Source organism: Acidisoma sp. S159, from assembly GCF_009766125.1.
In the GTDB taxonomy this organism is placed as follows: Bacteria; Pseudomonadota; Alphaproteobacteria; order Acetobacterales; family Acetobacteraceae; genus Acidisoma.
Genome location: NZ_LMUG01000059.1, coordinates 619,467 through 637,860, shown reverse-complemented (window position 1 = coordinate 637,860; position 18,394 = coordinate 619,467). Strand labels below are relative to the sequence as shown.

The following is an 18,394-nucleotide window of genomic DNA, read 5'->3' as shown; positions in this document are numbered from 1 at the left end:
CTCAAGATTGGCGCGGGATCGACGGAACGATCAAAAAAGTATTAGTCGAGCGGCTAAACAGAGGAGGTATTCTGCCTCCGATCGCTTTATCGTCCATCTTTAAAGAAAAGAGCGGCCTCGGCGGTCTTTAGGATCGACACGGGCCCGGGGGACGGAAACGATGCAGGACACCCGAGAAGGTGGGCAGGGGGGCTCAGTACGGGCTTCCCAGCCGCAGGTTGGGCTCTAGTCTCCATGCCCGAGCCCGAGCTCGAGATCGTATCGGTCGCCGAAGGCACGCCCTTCAAGATATGGGCCCACGGCTATCCGTTCCGGACGGTCCGCTGGCATTTTCACCCGGAATACGAGATTCACCTCATCACCGCGACGACCGGCCGCGTCTTCGTCGGCGACTACGTTGGCGCCTTCGTGCCCGGCAACCTGGTGATGACCGGGCCCAACCTGCCGCATAATTGGCTGAGCGACGTGGCGGCAGGTGCAACGATCGACGAACGCTGCATCGTGCTTCAATTCACGGATGCTTTCGTGTGCGCCTGCACCCGGGCCTTCCCGGCCTTCGATCTCTCGGTGCTGATCGACGAGGCGCAGCGCGGCCTCGAATTTTCCGCTGCGACCGGCGCGGCCGTCGCCCCATTGATGCGGGCGATGCTTGCAGGTGACGCGCTGTCCCGCCCTGCCCTCTTCTTCCAACTGCTCGAGTTGCTACTGCGGTCGAGGGACCGCCGCATGCTGGCAAGCGTCGGCTATCGTGCCAAGCCGTCTGTCTACATGACCCAGCCGATCAACCATGTACTCGATCATATCGCGCGCAATCTCGGCTGCGCGCTCCGTGAAAGCGAACTCGCCGAACTCAGCGGCTATAGCCCGAGTGCATTCTCGCGTGTCTTTCACCGCCAGACCGGCATGACCTTCACAGCCTATGTCAACGGCATGCGCATCAATCGTGCTTGCCGTCTGCTCACCACGTCGGATCAACCGATCACCGACATCTGCTTCGAGGCCGGCTTCAACAATGTCTCGAATTTCAACCGGCAGTTCCTGAGCCAGACGGCCATGACGCCGCGCGCCTACCGGCAGCATCGCCGCGTGAACGACCGCCAACCGATAGAAGATGCCTTTCTGCCGGAAACCATCGCGAGGAGCGCATGACAATCGGCGCCGCCCGAGCGACTTCAGCCGCGACAACTAAGAAACTTCAGAACGGAGAAGCCCGAATGGCTCGCCTCAATGACGTGATGTGCAAATCGATCGGCGCGCTGGCGCTCGCCCTCATGCCTTTCGCGACACCCGCGAAAGCCGCGACGACCATCTCGAATGTCAAAATCGCCTTCCTCATGCCCGATGAAGGCTCGACCCGTTATGAGGAACACGACCGCCCCGGCTTCGTCGCCGAAGTAAAGAAGCTCTGCCCGACCTGCATCGTGCTGTATCAGAACGCGGATGCCGATGCGTCGCGGCAACAACAGCAGTTCAACTCGGTCATCTCGCAGGGCGCGAAAGCGATCATCATCGACCCTGTGGACTCGACGGCGGCCGCGTCGCTGGTCCACATGGCTCAGGGCCAGGGCATCAAAGTCATCGCCTACGACCGGCCCATTCCCTCCGCCAAGGCCGATTACTATGTCTCTTTCAACAACGAGGAGATCGGCAAAGTCATCGCGCAGTCACTCGTGCAGCACCTCAAGGCGACCAATGTCTCGCCGAGCGGCACCGGACTGCTTGAGGTCAATGGCTCGCCGACCGATGCGGCGGCCGGGCTCATCAAGAAAGGCGTTCACGAAGGTCTTGCTGGCAGCGGCTACGAGACCCTCGCGGAATACGACACGCCGAACTGGGATCCGAGCAAGGCGCAACAATGGGTCGGTGGCCAGGTCTCGCGGTTCGGCAAGAAAATCGTCGGCGTCGTCGCGGCGAATGACGGCACCGGCGGCGCGGCCATCGCGGCCTTCAAGGCGGCCGGCGTCAACCCGGTGCCTCCGGTGACGGGCAATGATGCGACAATCGCCGGGCTGCAGCTCATCATCGCGGGCGACCAATACAACACCATCTCCAAGCCGAGCGAGATCGTCGGCGCGGCGGCGGCGGATGTCGCGGTGCAGCTCCTTTCGGGCCAGGCGCCCAAGGCCGACACGACGCTGTTCGGTACGCCGACACAGCTCTTCACGCCGACACTCGTCACCTCCGGCAACCTGAAAGAGCAGATCGTCGACCGGATGATTAACGGCAAACCCATTGAGCCCGCCTCCGTGCTTTGCACCGGCCGCTATGCGGATGGCTGCAAGACACTGGGCATCGCCCCCTGAGATCAAAGGTCCGGCCGCTCATACGGCCGGACCGATCTCGTCGACCAACGGCAACGCAAGGGCAGGTCGTGCATGATGGACAAGGTTCAGGCACCAGTAGCGGCGGGCGAGCTGGTACTCAGCCTTCGCGGCATCTCCAAGCATTTCGGCGCGGTTTCGGCGCTGACCGAGATCGATCTCGACGTTCATGCGGGTGAGGTCGTGGCCCTCGTCGGCGATAATGGGGCGGGAAAGTCCACGCTCATCAAAATCCTCGCGGGTGTGCATCAGGCCAGCGCCGGCACCATGACGTTTCGCGGCCAAACAGTGACGCTCGCCGATCCCAGCGCGTCACTCGCCCTCGGCATCGCGACGGTCTTCCAGGATCTCGCGCTTTGCGAGAATCTGGATGTCGTCGCCAATATCTTCCTCGGCAAGGAACTGCATCCGCTGCAACTGGATGAGGTCGCGATGGAGATGCGGGCCTGGACCCTCCTCCGCGAACTCTCCGCGCGGATCCCGAGCGTGCGGCAACCGGTGAATGCGCTCTCTGGCGGCCAACGCCAAACCGTGGCGATCGCGCGATCCTTGTTGCTGGAGCCGAAATTGATCCTGCTTGACGAGCCCACAGCGGCACTTGGAGTCGCGCAGACGGCCGAAGTGCTCGATCTGATCGAGCGGGTACGGGATCGCGGGCTCGGTGTGGTCATGATCAGCCATAATATGGAGGATGTGCGCGCCGTCGCGGACCGGATCGTCGTGCTGCGGCTCGGGCGCAATAACGGTGTCTTCTATCCGGACGCCTCGAACCAGGAACTCGTCAGCGCGATTACCGGCGCGTCCGACAATGCCGTGTCCCGCCGGTCGGGACGACGGCGAGCCCAAACCGCTCCTGCGCAGGAAGCTCAGCCGTGAGCGGCGACAAGGAAGGCCCCGCCCCGCTGCTCGATCGCGCGGACGAACGTGTCACGCACGAAACCGGCATCGGCGGCGCGATCCGCGCTTTCTTCGATCGGGTCCGTTCGGGCGAACTCGGAGCCTTGCCGGTCGTTGTCGGGCTGGCGATCATCTGGACGGTTTTCCAAAGCCTCAACTCGGTCTTCCTGTCGAGCAATAATCTCGTCAACCTGCTCTTCGATTCCTCGACCGTGGGCATTATCTCGCTCGGCATCGTCTGCATTCTGATGGTGGGCGAGATCGACCTGTCGGTCGGCTCGGTCAGCGGCTTCGCCTCGGCCGTGGTGGGCGTCTTGTGGGTCAACGAGGGCCTACCGGTCTGGCTCGCGATCATCGCCGCGGTGGCGGCCGGTGGCCTGATCGGCAGCCTCTATGCGCTGCTGTTCAACCGCTTCGGCATGCCGAGCTTCGTCTCGACACTGTCGGGCCTGCTCGCCGTTCTTGGTCTGCAACTCTACATCCTCGGCCAGAGCGGATCGATCAATCTGCCCTATGGCTCGGCGATGGTGAATTTCGGCCAGTCGCTCTTCATGCCGCATGTCGTCGCCTATGCCATCGCCGCGCTCGCCGGAATCCTCGCCTTCGTCACCGGCTACCGCACGGCAACGCGTCGCCAGGCGGCGGGCCTCTCGTCGCAATCGCTCAACAAGCTGCTTTTCCGCGCGATCATTGTCGTGGTCGTGCTTGAAGCACTCGCCATCTACCTCAACCAGGACCGTGGTGTTCCCTGGATGTTTGGCCTCTTTGTCGGCCTGGTCGTCGCGCTGAATTATGCGCTGACGCGGACGACATGGGGGCGCTGGGTCACGGCCGTCGGCGGCAACCGGGAAGCGGCACGCCGCGCCGGTATCAATGTCCGCCTCATCTATTCCAGCGCCTTCATCCTTTGTTCGATGCTGGCGGCACTCGGCGGCGTGCTCGCCTCCGCGCGCCTTGCCTCGGCGAGCCAACAGGCCGGCACGGGAGACGTTAACCTCGATGCCATCGCGGCCGCGGTCATTGGAGGCACCAGTCTGTTTGGTGGCCGGGGCAGCGCCTATTCGGCATTGCTCGGAATCATCGTCATCCAGTCGATCGCGAGCGGATTGACCTTGCTCGATCTATCCTCATCGCTGCGCTACATGATTACCGGAGGCGTTCTCGCGATCGCGGTCATCGTTGATTCACTCGCTCGCCGCTCGCGCGTCTCACACGGCAGAGCGTAAGCCCGCGGATAAACTCGTCAGCACGACACAGGTTGACCACACGGATAGCGCCGGAGCGAGGCGAAGCGCCCGGCTTGCCCAGCATCCAGCTCATCGAGAGGAAGCCACATGGACAACGAACTTTCGGGAAAGGTAGCGGCGGTTACCGGCGCCGCATCGGGCATCGGGCTCGAATGCGCGAGAACCTTCCTGGCGGCCGGGGCACGCGTGGCATTGGTCGATCGGGATGGGGAAAAGCTCCAGGGGCTGTGCCGCGAACTGGGCTCGGGCGCCCTTCCGGTTGTCGTCAACCTTACAGACGCCGCCAGCGTGGAAGGGATGTTGCCACAAATCCTGGAGAAGTTCGGCCAGCTCGACATCTTCCACGCCAACGCGGGATCCTATGTCGGCGGGCATGTTGTGGATGGCGATGCGGATGCCTGGGACCGCATGCTCAACCTCAACATAAACGCCACTTTCCGGTCGATCCGCGCCGTGCTGCCGCATATGGTCGAGCGTAGGACCGGGGATATCATCGTGACGAGTTCAGTCGCCGGTGTCGTTCCCGTCGTCTGGGAGCCAATTTACACCGCCTCCAAACACGCCGTTCAGGCCTTCGTCCACACGGTCCGGCGGCAGGTCTCCAAACACGGTATTCGCGTGGGCGGCGTTTTGCCCGGCCCGGTGGTGACCGCGTTGCTGGACGACTGGCCGAAAGCCAAGCTTGAGGACGCGATCGCGACGGGCAGCGTGATGGAGCCAAAGGAAGTAGCCGCCGCCGTGCTCTTCATGGTGACCAGGCCACGCAACATCGTCATCCGCGATCTGGTCATCCTGCCGCAGAGCCTGGATCTCTGAGGTCACCGACAGCCGGGTGGAGGAGGAGTAGCGCGATGACCGAAGCATTCGTCGGGGTCGATGTCGGCACCGGAAGCGCGCGCGCCGGCGTCTTCACGCGGGGCGGCGAGGCTCTCGGTCAGCATGTCGTTCCCATCAGGATGAACCGGCCGCATCCGAATCACGTCGAGCAGTCGTCCGGCGACATCTGGCGTGCGGTTGTCGAAGCGGTCCGCGCTGCCGTCGCTACCAGCGGCGACGTGACCGTCAAAGGAATTGGCTTCGACGCCACCTGCTCGCTTGTCGTCGTGGACGCGGAAGGCGCGCCGGTCGCCGTGGGCGCGGAGGGGCAAGACGAATGGAACGTCATTGTCTGGATGGATCACCGGGCAGTTGCCGAGGCCGAACGGATCAATGCGGGCGGGCATAATGTCCTCCGCTATGTCGGCGGCCGTGTTTCGCTCGAGATGGAAACGCCGAAACTCGTCTGGCTCAAGACGCATCGGCCGGATTCTTGGCGGCGCGCTCGGCATTTCTTCGACCTCCCCGATTACCTGACGTGGCGCGCCACCGGCTCCGAAAGCCGCTCGCTCTGCTCGCTCGTGTGCAAATGGACCTATCTCGGCCACGAAAACCGTTGGGATGACGGCTATCTGCGAGCCGTCGGTCTCGGCGATCTTGTCGATGAAGGCTTCGCCCGGATCGGCCGCGAAGTGCTTCCCCTCGGAACATCGGTGGGCGCGGGCCTTGATGCGCGCGCGGCCGCCGAGCTGGGCCTGCCATTGGGCACGCCTGTCGGCACCTCCGCGATCGACGCCCATGCCGGCGGCATCGGCACGATCGGCGTGGCGCTCGACGGCGCGGATGGCCCCGATGACGCGACCTTGCGCCGCCGCGTGGCGCTTGTTGGCGGCACCTCGTCCTGCCACATGGCCGTGTCCGTGGATCCGGTGTTCGTGCCGGGCGTCTGGGGGCCGTATTTCGCCGCGATGGTGCCGGGTCTCTGGCTCAACGAGGGCGGCCAATCCGCGACGGGCAGCCTGATCGACCACATCATCCGCACGCACGCCGCCTATGCCGAACTCGCGTCTGCCGAAGGCAGCATCTACGTGATGCTGAACGAGCGTCTCGCGCGGTTGGCCGAAAGCGAAAGCTTTCCGGCCGCGGTGACGCGCGCGCTACATGTCGATCCCGACTTCCTCGGCAACCGCTCACCGCACGCGGACAGCACGCTCCGCGGCACGATCAGCGGTCTCGACCTCGGGGCCGGTCCCGACGATCTCGCGCGTCTGTATCTCGCAACGATCCAGGCTGTCGCTTACGGCACACGGCAAATCATCGAGACGATGAACGCGAGCGGCTACACGATCGACACGATCCTCGCTTCGGGTGGTGGGACGAAGAACCCGATTTTCCTGCGCGAACACGCGGATGCGACGGGTTGCCGGATCGTTTTGGCGCGCGAAGGCGACGCCGTGCTGCTGGGCGCCGCGATCCTCGGCGCGGTGGCGTCGGGCGCTTACGCCAGCGTGCGCGACGGCATGTCGGCGATGACGAAGGCGGGGCGGATTATTGAACCGAACGTCGCCGTGCGCGGCTACCATGACGCGAAGTACCGGGTGTTCCAGCGGCTACACGAGGATCAGGTGGCGTATCGGGAGGCGATGGCGGGGGCGGGTTAGGCGCGCGGCAATCGCGATAGTGGAGACTTGGGCTGCGTGGCGGAGAGAGTGGGATTCGAACCCACGGTACGCTTTCACGCACACACGCTTTCCAAGCGTGCGCCTTAAACCACTCGGCCATCTCTCCAGCGGCGGCGGTATCTAGCTGGAAGCGCGACCCGCAGCAAGCCACCTGCGGGCAAAGGCCCCTGCCCCGGCCCCCTCAGGCGTCGATCTTCAGGGCGGCGAGGAAGGCGCTCTGCGGGATTTCGACCTTGCCGAACTGCCGCATCCGCTTTTTGCCTTCCTTCTGCTTGTCCAGCAGCTTGCGCTTGCGGCTGATGTCGCCGCCGTAGCACTTGGCGGTCACGTCCTTGGACATCGCGCCGATTGTCTCGCGCGCCACGATGCGGCCGCCGATCGCCGCCTGGATGGCGATCTTGAAGAGCTGCTTGGGGATCAGCTCCTTGAGCTTGGCGCAGATCGAGCGGCCCCTCGCCTCAGCCGCCGAGCGATGGGCGACGAAGCTCAGCGCATCCACCGGGTCCTGATTGACCAGGATGGAAATCCGCACCAGGTCGCTCTCGGCGTAACTGTCCATCTGATAGTCGAAGCTCGCATAGCCACGCGTGGTCGATTTCAGCCGGTCGTAGAAATCGAACACAACCTCGTTCAGCGGCAGCTTGTAGACCGCCATCGCGCGATTGCCGACATAGGTGAGGTCAAGCTGCTGGCCCCGCCGCTCGTTGCACAGCGTCAGGACGGAGCCGAGGTGCTCATCCGGCACCATGATGGTCGCCTTGATCCAGGGCTCGTCGATATGGGCGATCTGCATCGGTTCCGGCATATCGGAGGGGTTGTGCAGTTCCTCCACGCTCCCGTCAGTGCGGGTGATGTGGTAGACCACCGAAGGCGCCGTCGCGATCAGGTCGAGGTCGAATTCGCGCGACAGCCGCTCCTGGATGATCTCCAGATGCAGCAATCCAAGAAAACCGCAGCGGAAGCCGAAGCCCAGCGCCGCCGAGCTTTCGGCCTCGTAATGGAAGCTCGCGTCGTTCAGGCGCAGCTTGCCCAGGCTTTCCCGCAGCTTCTCGAAGTCATCGGCATCCACCGGGAACAGCCCGCACCAGACAACGGGGATCGAGGGTTTGAAGCCCGCCAAAGCCTGGCTCGCCGGCCGGCGGTCATCGGTGATGGTATCGCCGACATCGCAATCGGCGACGGTCTTGATGGCGGCGTTGATATAGCCCATCTCGCCCGGCCCAAGCTCGTCCACCGGCTCCATCTTGGGGCGGAAGAAGCCGACCTGATCGACGGTATGGGTCGAGCCCTTCGCCATCATGCGGATCCGCATGCCGCGCTTGAGGCGCCCATCCTTGATCCGCACCAGGATGATGACGCCGAGATAGGCGTCGTACCAGCTGTCCACCAGCAGGGCCTTCAGCGGCGCCTCGGCATCGCCCGTGGGCGGCGGCAGGCGGGTCACCAGCGCCTCCAGCACGCCCTCGATGTTGAGGCCGGTCTTGGCGCTGATCATCACGGCATCCGAGGCGTCGAGGCCGATCACGTCCTCGATCTGCTCCTTCACGCGGTCGGGTTCGGCCGCCGGCAGGTCGATCTTGTTGAGCACCGGCACGATCTCATGCCCGGCATCGATGGCCTGATAGACATTGGCGAGGGTTTGCGCCTCTACCCCCTGGCTCGCGTCAACGATGAGCAGCGAGCCCTCACAGGCCGCGAGCGACCGGCTGACCTCATAGGCGAAGTCGACATGCCCCGGCGTGTCCATGAGGTTGAGGGCATAGGTCTGGCCGTCCTTCGCCGTGTAGGACAGGCGCACGGTCTGCGCCTTGATGGTGATGCCCCGCTCCTTCTCAAGCTCCATGGTATCGAGCACCTGCTCGGTCATTTCGCGGGCGGTGAGCCCCCCAGTCGCCTGGATCAGGCGATCGGCGAGCGTCGACTTCCCGTGGTCGATATGGGCGATGATGGAGAAGTTGCGGATGAGGGCGAGCGGCGTGTCGGTCATGCGCGTCACATAGGCGAAGCGAGCCCCGCTGTCAGCGGGATTGCGCAGCGACCCGGGCCTGCCACAAGCAAAGGGCAGGTGTCACAACCAATTCCATGGCAAGGCCGAAGAGCATTGGAGGCGCCGGCACCTCCGTGGTCAGCAGGGCGTAGAGGCGGCCGAGGCCGCCGATAACGATCAGCAGGGTCAGCAGGCGGAAGCGACCGCCCTGCGACTCGATCCGAGGAATGGTGCTCCAGAAGGCCAGACCGATGCCGAGAAGCAATCCTGAGAGATAGCGGTAGTGGCTGTCGAGCGTGACGAAGGCATGCGGCTCGATCCCCAGCATCCCGAGCCCGGCCAGGACGCCAGCACCACCCGCCACCACCGGCACAACCCCGCCAAGCGCGACCGCGACACGCAGCGCCACGACCTCGCCATGGCCCTGTGGCAAGCCGATCACCCGGTCGCGCCGCTCACCGCTGCCCGGAACAGCGCCGCGTAGCGACCAGCCGAGCGCGACCAGCCCACATCACTCGCCATGGCGTTTCGCTGCAGGCGGCGCCACAGCGCCTGGTCGGCCCAGGTTGTGGCTACGCGACTGACCGCCGCGTCCAGCGAAGCCGCGTCCACATCGGCGAACTGGAAGCCGGTGGCGACGCCGGCGGCCAGCGCCGCCTCATTGCCGTCGATCACAGTGTCAGCCAGTCCGCCGACGCGAGAAACCACCGGCAGGCAGCCATAACGCATGGCGCAGAGCTGGGTGAGGCCGCAAGGCTCGAAACGGGACGGGATAAGCAAAGCGTCGGTGCCCGCGTAGATGAGATGGGCGAGCGTCTCGTCATAGCCGAGCAGCAGGCCCATGCCGAAGCGCTCCGACGTGCCCGCGATGACGGCCTGCAACTCAGCCTGACCCGCGCCGAGAATGGCGATACCAGCGCCCAGCCCAGCGATCGTCTCGATCGCATGCGGCATGAGGTCCATGCCCTTCTGCCAGGTCAAGCGGCTCACGATACCGAAGAGCAGCGCTTTCGGGTCAAGTCCGAAGCGGTCGCAGAGCGCCGCCTTGTTCGCGGCGCGATCCTCCGGCCGGTCGACGGTGAATCGGCGGGCGATGACGCTGTCCGTCGCGGGGTTCCATACATCCGTGTCGATGCCGTTGATGATACCGCTGACATTGGCGCCTCGCGCGCGCAGGACGCCGTCGAGACCCATGCCGCTCTCGGCTGTCCGGATCTCGGCGGCATAGGTGGGCGAGACCGTCGTCACGCGGTCGGCAAGCTGCAACCCCGCCTTCAGGAAGCCGATGCTGTCGTAATATTCGACGCCGCCGGGTGTGTACGCCGCCCAGGGCAACCCAAGCGACGGCAGCAACGCCGACGGAAACTGACCCTGGAAAGCGAGATTGTGGACAGTGAAGACTGAGGGCGGCGGCGCCGTCTCGCCTTCGCCGAAGCGCAGATAGGCCGGCAGCAGCCCGGCCTGCCAGTCATGGGCATGCACGGCGTCCGGCCGGTAGCCCGGCCATCGCCCGCGCGCCACCATGGCGCCGACCATGGCCAGCGCCGCGAAACGCTGGGCATTGTCCGGCCAGTCGGCGCCGGTCGCGGAGGTATAGGGATTGCCGGGCCGGGCATAGAGATGCGGCGCGTCGATCACCAGCAACCGCGCGCGCCCGGAGCGTCCCGCCCGAATTGTCGCCGGCTCGCCGCAAAGGTCCGGCAAGATGAAGGCGGCCTCGGCCGCCTCCAAGCCATCCAGCACCGCCGGGTAGCCGGGCAGCAGCGTCGTAACCTCTACCCCGGCCGGTGCCAGCGCCGCGGGCAACGCGCCCACGACATCAGCGAGGCCGCCAGTCTTGACGAGCGGGAAGAACTCCGAGGCGACCGCCAGAACCCGGAGCACGCTCATTGCGATAGCGCGTCGATCATCGGCTGGGTGATGAGGCAGATGCCGGATTCGGTGCGCCTGAAACGCTTGCCGTCGAGGATGGGATCCTCGCCGACCACGAGGCCGTCCGGAATATGCACCCCCGCATCGACCACGACCTTCGACAGCCGCGCGTTCCGGCCGATATCGACATAGGGCAGAATGACCCCTTCCTCGACGCTGCTATGCGAATGCGCCCTCACACCAGTGAAGAGCAGCGAGCGCCGCACCGACGAGCCCGAGACGATGCAACCGCCGGAGACCAGGGATGTAATCGCCTGGCCCCGCCGGCCATCGATGTCGTGCACGAATTTAGCTGGCGGGCTGAGCTCCGAATTCGACCAGATCGGCCAGTTCGAATCATAAAGGTCGAGCGGCGGAATGACGTCCGTGAGATCGATATTGGCCTGCCAATAGGCCTCGACGGTGCCGACGTCGCGCCAATAGGGCTCCGCCTGCTCACTCGACCGCACGCAGGATTCGGTAAAGCGGTGGGCGAAGGCTCGGCCCTTCTCGACGAGGTGAGGGATGATGTCCTTGCCGAAATCATGGCTGGAATTGCTATCGGCGGCGTCTCGGCGAAGCTGGTCGAACAGGAATTTGGTGCGGAAGACATAGATGCCCATGCTGGCGAAGCTCATGAGCGGGTTATCGGGCATCGGCGGCGGGTTCTTGGGCTTTTCCAGGAAAGAAATGATGCGATCCTGCTCGGCCACCGCGACTACGCCGAAGGCGGTGGCATCCTGCAACGGCACCTCGAGGCAGGCGACGGTGACGTCCGCGTTGTTCTCCTCATGCTGGGTCAGCATGAGCTCATAGTCCATTTTATAGACGTGATCGCCGGCGAGAATGACCAGGTATTCGGGCCCGTAGCTCTCGATGATGTCGATGTTTTGGAACACGGCATCGGCCGTGCCGGCATACCACTGGGTCTCGCTAACCCTCTGGCTGGCGGGCAGAATGTCGAAGCTCTCGTTACGCTCGGGCCGCAGGAAGGTCCAGCCGCGCTGAAGATGGCGGATCAGGCTGTGGGCCTTGTACTGGGTCGCCACCGCCATGCGGCGAATGCCGGAGTTCAGGGCGTTCGACAGGGCGAAATCGATGATCCGGGACTTGCAGCCGAAGTAGACGGCGGGCTTGGCCCGCCGGTCCGTCATCTCCATCAGCCGGCTGCCGCGGCCTCCGGCCAGTACATAAGCCATCGCGGTCCGCGAGAGCGGTGCCAGCGGGCGCTGTTGTGCGTTCATTCTTGGCCCTCCCTTTTCGAGGACCTTACGTATGAACGCCGAGAAAAAGAAGCAGGGTCCATATGTTGCAAAATGCGGTCTCAACCGGCGGCGAGTTCCGTGATCTGTCAGGGTTGGTCGGCGCAGGCGGCCTGGTTAGTTCCGGCCCTGGCGCCTCTAATTACGTCCGTCCAAGGTTTTTAGGTTGACCCGCACAACCCCAGTCGGAATCACCTTGCGGGTGTTGAACTGGAAGTAATCAATCAAACTCGCAACCTCGGGGTTCGAAGAGGGCCACCGCGCGGGGATAAGCTCACCCCCGTATTTGGCCTTCATCCCATCGAACTTGCGGGGATCCCCATTGTTGGGCGGCAACATCACCGGGTCGAGCAAACTGACATCGACGCCCGTCGGATCCCAGCACCCATCGTAATCGTTCGGTAGTCGCTTTCGGGTGACGAAGCTGCCGCCAATGATCACCGAGCCGCAGCCAGCTCACCAGAGTTCGAGCAAGGCCCTGTGCATACCTTGGAGTAAGTTCTGGCGATGCGGGTTGGAACCGTAGCTGGACGCGAAATCTTGCCACGTCGCGTCATGGATTCCGGGCGGCAGAACCCCTGTCCGCATGTCGAGTGGGGGGATCGCCGTTGAGAATCCGACCCTCGGACGCCCGGAGGCGAGTGGCAGCCCGGTTCTTTTGTCATGGTTCGGCTGACGCACGCGGGGCTCCAGCCGCAAGGCTGCGCCATGCTTCGAATCCTTCGGTGGGGATTTAGCAATTATGTCGAGCCAAGCTAGGTCGCGAAGGCCGTCGTGGCCGGGTAATTGCCCCTGGCGCACGGGTTGAAGATGACACTCGCCCTGCCGCAGTCGGCTCGTTGTAGCTCGCAACTCCTGCGGACGTTGGTCCGGTTGACTCCTCGGAGCGTTCATTCGACTAGGTATTAGTTAATCGAAGCTTTTTGGCCCGTCCCTATTTGGGTCCTTCGCTCGCCGCACGCGACATCGCCCAAGGCTTCGAAGGTGGTATGAATCATTCCCGCCTATGGCCCGCTTGCCGCGTCCGCCATCTCCTGCCATAGCCCGCCCCCTCCCCGACCCAGAGATGGAACGATCATGAACCGCCGCCGGCATCGCGGCCGCCCGCTGGATGGGTGGCTCATCCTCGACAAGCCGCAAGGCCCGACCAGCACGGATATGGTCAACAAGGTCAAACGGCTGTTCGACGCCGAGAAGGCGGGCCATGGCGGCACGCTGGACCCCCTCGCCACCGGGCTGCTGCCCATCGCCTTCGGCGCCGCGACCAAAACCGTTCCCTATGTAATGGACGGCACCAAGCGCTACCGCTTCACCCTGCGCTTCGGCGATCTGCGCGATACCGACGACGCGGACGGCCAGACCATCGAAACCACCGACGCCCGGCCCGACGATGACGCTATCCGCGCTGCCCTCCCGGCATTCCGCGGTAGCATCATGCAGGTCCCGCCCATCTTCTCGGCCATCAAGGTCGCCGGCGAGCGCGCCTATGACATGGCGCGCGAGGGCCGCCCCCCGGTGCTGGAGCCTCGCCCCGCCCAGGTCGATCGTTTCGACCTGGTGGAACGCCCGGATGCCGACACCGCCGTCTTCGAGGTGGAATCCGGCAAAGGCGTCTATATGCGCAGCCTGGCGCGCGATCTCGCCCGCGCCTGCGGTTCGCTCGGCCATATCGCGGTCCTGCGCCGGCTGCGGGTCGGCCCCTTTACCGAGGCTATGGCGATTTCCCTGGACAAGCTCGAAACGGCAGAGGATACCGCGCCCATCTCTCCGGCGCTTTTGCTGCCGGTCGCGACCGCGCTGGCCGACATCCCGGCGCTGGCCCTGACCGAGAGCGAAGCCGTCAGCCTCAGCCACGGACAGGCCATAAGCCTGGTCGACCTGATGGGGCGGATACCAGAGGGCGCCAACCCCGCAGGGGGTCTGGCGCGCGCGATGGTGGGGGAGCGCGTGATCGGTTTATGCCGCCTCGACGAAGGCTGGATGAAGCCCGAGCGCCTTTTGTAACCCCGAACGACAGGGATCATCACGATGTCGATCACCGACGAGCGCCGCCTGGCGCTCATCAAGGACTATGCGACGGGCACGGACGATACCGGCAGCCCCGAGGTTCAGGTTGCGATCATTTCCGAGCGCATCGCGAACCTCACCGAGCATCTCAAGACCCACGCCAAGGACTTCCATAGCCGGCGCGGCTTGCTGATGCTGGTCGGCCGCCGCCGCCGCCTGCTGGACTACCTCAAGCGCAAGAGCGTCGAGCGCTACACGACATTGATCGGTCGTCTCGGCCTGCGCCGCTAGAGGCTATTCGACGGGGTCCTCCGCCATGGGGCGGGGGATCAGCCGCATGAGCGGCATACGACCCAAGCCGTGGAAGCGGCGGTCAGAATGAATGCCGGCCCGGCGCTCGAAAGAGCATAGCCGGGGCCAAGCGGCGTTTCCGGCCACATGGCCGGCGGATGCGCTCCCAGCTTTCCGGAAGCCGCATTCGCTCCCCATGCCGCCCGAGACGCCGAAGCCCCGCTAGAGCAGCGCCCGCTGCTCCCTTCGCTTCGCAGGAGAGGTGATCGCGTCGATCCTCCTCTCAGCGTCGGTTCCGTCACCATCGCCGTCGCATTCGCGCAGCCCGCAAGGATGCATTGATGTTCAATTACTTCCGCAAGGAAATCGAATGGGGCGGACGCCCCTTGGTTCTCGAAACCGGCAAGATCGCCCGTCAGGCCGATGGCGCCGTCATGGTGAGCTACGGCGACACGATCGTGCTCTGCACGGCCGTTGGCGCCAAGAGTGCCAAGCCGGGGCAGGACTTCTTCCCGCTGACGGTGAACTACCAGGAAAAGGCTTTCGCGGCCGGTAAAATTCCCGGCGGATTCTTCAAGCGCGAAGGCCGTCCGAACGAGAACGAGACGCTGGTCAGCCGCCTGATCGACCGTCCGATCCGCCCGCTCTTCCCCCAGGGTTTTCGCAACGAAGTCCAGGTCGTCGCGACCGTCCTCAGCCACGATCTCGAGAACGACCCCGATATCGTCGCCATGATCGGCTGTTCCGCCGCTCTCACCCTCTCGGGCATCCCGTTCTTCGGCCCTGTCGCCGCCGCCCGTGTGGCGCGCCTCAATGGTGAGTTCGTCCTTAACCCGACCCTGGCCCAGACCGAGGAGAGCGAACTCGACCTCGTCGTCGCCGGCACCGCCGAGGGCGTGCTGATGGTCGAGTCCGAGGCCCGCGAACTGTCCGAGGAGATCATGCTCGGCGCGGTGACCTTTGGTCACACCGCGTTCCAGGCCGTGATCAACGCCATCATCGAGCTGGCCGAACACGCCGCCAAGGAGCCCTGGGCCCTGCCCGAGACGTCTGAGGCCCAGACCTCCCTCGCCGCCCGCGTCGATGCGCTGGCCCGCGCCGGCATCGCGGAAGCCTATAAGGAGACCCACAAGACCGCCCGCCAGGAGAAGATCGGCGCCGCCAAGAAGGCCGCCGGCGAGTCGCTGACGGCCGAGGGTCTGGACGCCGATAAGGCGAAGGGTCTGTTCAAGGATCTCGAAGCCGACATCGTCCGCAACGCGATCCTTGACACCGGCCTGCGCATCGATGGCCGCGACACAAAGACCGTCCGCCAGATCATTGCCGAAGTCGGCATCCTGCCGCGCGCCCATGGCAGCGCCCTCTTCACCCGCGGCGAGACCCAGGCGCTCTGTGTCGCCACCCTCGGCACCGGCCAGGACGAGCAGATGATCGACGCGCTGGAGGGCGAGTATCGGGAGCACTTCATGCTCCACTACAACTTCCCTCCGTATTCGGTCGGCGAGGCCGGCCGCATGGGTTCGCCAGGCCGCCGCGAAATCGGCCATGGCAAGCTCGCCTGGCGCGCCATCCACCCGTTGCTGCCCGCGAAGGACAAGTTCCCGTACACCCTTCGCGTGGTCAGCGAGATCACCGAGAGCAACGGTTCCTCCTCGATGGCGACCGTTTGCGGCACCTCGCTGGCGCTGATGGATGCGGGCGTTCCGCTGATCCGCCCTGTGGCCGGTATCGCCATGGGCCTGATCAAGGAAGACCGCGCCTTCGCCGTGCTCTCCGACATCCTGGGCGACGAGGATCACCTCGGCGACATGGACTTCAAGGTGGCGGGCACCGAGCAGGGCATCACCAGCCTGCAGATGGACATCAAGATCACCTCGATCACGCCCGAGATCATGAAGATCGCTCTGGATCAGGCGAAGGATGGCCGCTTGCACATCCTGGGCGAGATGGCCAAGGCGCTGACCGAGGGCCGTGGCGGCGTCGCCGCGACCGCGCCGCGCATCACGATCATCAATGTGCCGAAGGACAAGATTCGCGAAGTGATCGGCACCGGCGGCAAGGTGATCCGCGAGATCGTTGAGCTGACAGGCTGCAAGATCGATATCGACGACGACGGCACGATCAAGATCGCCTCGACCAGCGAGGAAAAGACCCAGGCCGCGATCGACCGCATCCAGGGCATCGTCGCGGAGCCTGAGATCGGCCGCATCTACAACGGCAAGGTCGTGAAGACCGCCGACTTCGGCGCCTTCGTGAACTTCCTCGGCGCCAAGGACGGTCTGGTCCATATCAGTGAGCTGGCCTCGACGCGCGTGCAGAAGACCACCGACATCGTGGCTCAAGGTGATGCCGTGAAGGTCAAGGTCATCGGCTTCGATGACCGCGGCAAGGTGAAGCTCTCGATGCGCGTAGTTGATCAGGCAACGGGCGCGGACATTTCCGATCAGGTCGGCGCCAAAGGCGGCCGTCGCGAGGATCGCGCGGCCGAGTAATCCGCGCTCACGCTGCCTCGAATCTTTGGAGAAGCCGGCGGGGAAACCTGCCGGCTTCTCTTTTTCTGAAGCCCTGTTGGTTACTCTCTTGCGAGGTTCAGGTGTTCGACCAGCCGCGACAGTACCACCACTTATTTCCGAACATCCGATCCGCTTCGCTGATGATGTGATTGGTTTGGTTGACGGTCTCTCGATTGGATAGGGCGGACCGCGTCGTGTTGTAGGGGATCCAAGGCCCGGAATCCCCGAGCCGATAGTTATTCTCCCGCAGGAAAAGACGGCTCGAAACGTCATTGCCGTAGTAAATAAAATGGTCCCGCAGGCCGGTTGGCATCCCTGCGGGATTCTGTTGATAATTCATGCTTTCTTTGTATTGCGTCTTCCTCCAGAACTTCCACCCATTGCTGATGGCTTCGGTTCTAAGTGTGCCGGGCAGGCCGTAGGTGAGCGCGTCATTCAGATGGGGCCAGAAGAAGACGCCATCGTTGACGCAGGCATGGGCCGGGTCGTACTCGTGGGTTGCTCCAAGAATGTTGTCGCCGATAGTGTCGGCGCTGTAGAAATTTCTGATTTTCTCCATTCCACCGTAGTCTTGCCAATACCTGGCAAAGTCCTCAGCGGTGAAGCTCGTGAAGTCCACGGGGCGACTGTTCACGATGTCGCTCATCTGCGCGCTGTAAAAGTCGCGCACGACGTTGTTGGGGTGCGAAACGGAAGACCCGGTGACGTTATACGTCTCCGCCGCCGCCCGCAGGTTGTTCCGTATGAAGTTTTGCAGGGTTTCCGCTGCATTGAAGCCTTGCCGAACGTCGCCGTCGAGCGTGGCGAAATGGTCATAGGCACCATGATTCGTCGCCCCCCTGAGAGCGGCTTCATAAGCGCTGTTCACATCCGCGACGTAACCGTCCGTCGGCCATCGTCCCGTCGAGGTGATGTTCGATCGAAGCATTTGATCGAAGTATTCTCGCATGATTTGTGAAACCGGCTGCGCGGTATAGGCCGGAGGCTGCCTGGCGAGATGACTCGGGTCCAACGGCTTTTCGAGCGAGATATCCCGTGCTCCGCGTTGCAAGTCACTCGGCCAACCCTTCGCTGCGACCTGCGCATTTCTGAGATAGGCCTGGATCGCCGGATCGATTCGATCGATCACATACTGTGCCGCGGGCTTGAAAATTGTTCTCGGCGAGCTGACGTAGCCTTCGCTCCCTCCAATAATCCCAGAATACGGATTGTAATTGGTGGAGACGTTATTCGGGCCAGGCACGCCCATTTTCATTCGACCTTCGTTTTCTGATTATTCCGGCTTGTTTCCTTTATTTTCTATAAATAAACATCGTTAGAATCGACCTTATAAGAATACCGTTAAAGAATATGTCACCCCGGGGCCGATCGCTCACACATATACATATGTTTATGCGTGAGCGATGCCCCCCGGTTTCCCTACTACCCTCCTTCCTGCAGGGCTCTGGCCCGGAGCTCAC

The 18,394-nt window shown here is 63.8% G+C and carries 14 protein-coding genes, 1 tRNA gene and 1 pseudogene; 9 read left to right on the top strand and 7 right to left on the bottom strand.

The genetic code is table 11. The features are described from left to right. The first annotated feature begins 234 nt into the window (after window positions 1-234). The 6 genes from GSQ92_RS19755 (at window position 235) to GSQ92_RS19730 (ending at window position 6,942) form a co-directional block, all read left to right on the top strand. Window positions 235-1,149, top strand: coding sequence for an AraC family transcriptional regulator (locus GSQ92_RS19755; protein WP_158804600.1), 915 nt, complete (start codon window positions 235-237; stop codon window positions 1,147-1,149). Between the two features lie 65 nt (window positions 1,150-1,214). Continuing rightward, the gene (locus GSQ92_RS19750; protein WP_158804601.1) at window positions 1,215-2,303 is read left to right on the top strand and encodes a sugar ABC transporter substrate-binding protein; all 1,089 of its coding nucleotides are present in this window, start codon (window positions 1,215-1,217) and stop codon (window positions 2,301-2,303) included. A 72-nt stretch (window positions 2,304-2,375) separates the two neighbouring features. Next, window positions 2,376-3,197: an ATP-binding cassette domain-containing protein gene (locus GSQ92_RS19745; RefSeq protein ID WP_159013863.1), complete on the top strand. Its 822-nt coding sequence runs from the start codon at window positions 2,376-2,378 to the stop codon at window positions 3,195-3,197. Beyond that, entirely contained in the window at window positions 3,194-4,444 is a 1,251-nt protein-coding gene (locus GSQ92_RS19740) for a sugar ABC transporter permease (protein ID WP_158804603.1), read from the top strand. The genes GSQ92_RS19745 and GSQ92_RS19740 overlap by 4 nt, the downstream gene beginning before the upstream one ends. A 108-nt stretch (window positions 4,445-4,552) precedes the next feature. Further along, complete coding sequence (locus tag GSQ92_RS19735; protein ID WP_159013862.1) at window positions 4,553-5,281, top strand: SDR family oxidoreductase; 729 nt, start codon at window positions 4,553-4,555, stop codon at window positions 5,279-5,281. 35 nt (window positions 5,282-5,316) lie between these two features. Continuing rightward, window positions 5,317-6,942, top strand: coding sequence for an FGGY-family carbohydrate kinase (locus GSQ92_RS19730; protein ID WP_158804605.1), 1,626 nt, complete (start codon window positions 5,317-5,319; stop codon window positions 6,940-6,942). Between the two features lie 37 nt (window positions 6,943-6,979). On the opposite strand, the gene GSQ92_RS19725 is transcribed toward GSQ92_RS19730, so the two are convergent. The 6 genes and pseudogenes from GSQ92_RS19725 to GSQ92_RS19700 form a co-directional block, all read right to left on the bottom strand. Then, a tRNA-Ser gene (locus tag GSQ92_RS19725) sits at window positions 6,980-7,069 on the bottom strand. A 75-nt stretch (window positions 7,070-7,144) separates the two neighbouring features. Continuing rightward, window positions 7,145-8,950 (bottom strand): translation elongation factor 4, encoded by a 1,806-nt coding sequence (gene lepA, locus GSQ92_RS19720; RefSeq protein ID WP_158804606.1) that lies wholly within the window; start codon window positions 8,948-8,950, stop codon window positions 7,145-7,147. 31 nt (window positions 8,951-8,981) lie between these two features. Continuing rightward, the gene (locus GSQ92_RS19715; RefSeq protein ID WP_254065796.1) at window positions 8,982-9,392 is read right to left on the bottom strand and encodes a DUF4345 domain-containing protein; all 411 of its coding nucleotides are present in this window, start codon (window positions 9,390-9,392) and stop codon (window positions 8,982-8,984) included. Further along, window positions 9,389-10,840, bottom strand: a complete 1,452-nt coding sequence (gene glgA / locus GSQ92_RS19710) for a glycogen synthase GlgA (protein ID WP_158804607.1) — start codon at window positions 10,838-10,840, stop codon at window positions 9,389-9,391. Before glgA ends, GSQ92_RS19715 begins: the two co-directional genes overlap by 4 nt. After that, window positions 10,837-12,105: a glucose-1-phosphate adenylyltransferase gene (gene glgC / locus GSQ92_RS19705; protein ID WP_158804608.1), complete on the bottom strand. Its 1,269-nt coding sequence runs from the start codon at window positions 12,103-12,105 to the stop codon at window positions 10,837-10,839. The genes glgA and glgC overlap by 4 nt, the downstream gene beginning before the upstream one ends. A gap of 156 nt (window positions 12,106-12,261) precedes the next feature. After that, window positions 12,262-12,711 (bottom strand): annotated as a pseudogene (locus tag GSQ92_RS19700) (DUF6932 family protein). 489 nt (window positions 12,712-13,200) lie between these two features. Here GSQ92_RS19700 and truB point away from each other — a divergent pair. From truB to pnp, 3 genes are all read left to right on the top strand, one after another. Continuing rightward, window positions 13,201-14,127, top strand: a complete 927-nt coding sequence (gene truB, locus GSQ92_RS19695; protein WP_159013861.1) for a tRNA pseudouridine(55) synthase TruB — start codon at window positions 13,201-13,203, stop codon at window positions 14,125-14,127. A 24-nt stretch (window positions 14,128-14,151) separates the two neighbouring features. Then, on the top strand, window positions 14,152-14,421 hold the full coding sequence (rpsO, locus tag GSQ92_RS19690; protein ID WP_158804610.1) for a 30S ribosomal protein S15: 270 nt from the start codon (window positions 14,152-14,154) through the stop codon (window positions 14,419-14,421). A gap of 341 nt (window positions 14,422-14,762) precedes the next feature. After that, the gene (gene pnp / locus GSQ92_RS19685; RefSeq protein WP_158804611.1) at window positions 14,763-16,913 is read left to right on the top strand and encodes a polyribonucleotide nucleotidyltransferase; all 2,151 of its coding nucleotides are present in this window, start codon (window positions 14,763-14,765) and stop codon (window positions 16,911-16,913) included. Window positions 16,914-17,010: 97 nt separating this feature from the next. On the opposite strand, the gene GSQ92_RS19680 is transcribed toward pnp, so the two are convergent. Beyond that, window positions 17,011-18,189 carry a hypothetical protein gene (locus GSQ92_RS19680; protein WP_159013860.1) on the bottom strand — a complete coding sequence of 393 codons (1,179 nt, stop codon included), beginning with the start codon at window positions 18,187-18,189 and terminating at the stop codon, window positions 17,011-17,013. Between the last annotated feature and the right edge of the window lie 205 nt (window positions 18,190-18,394).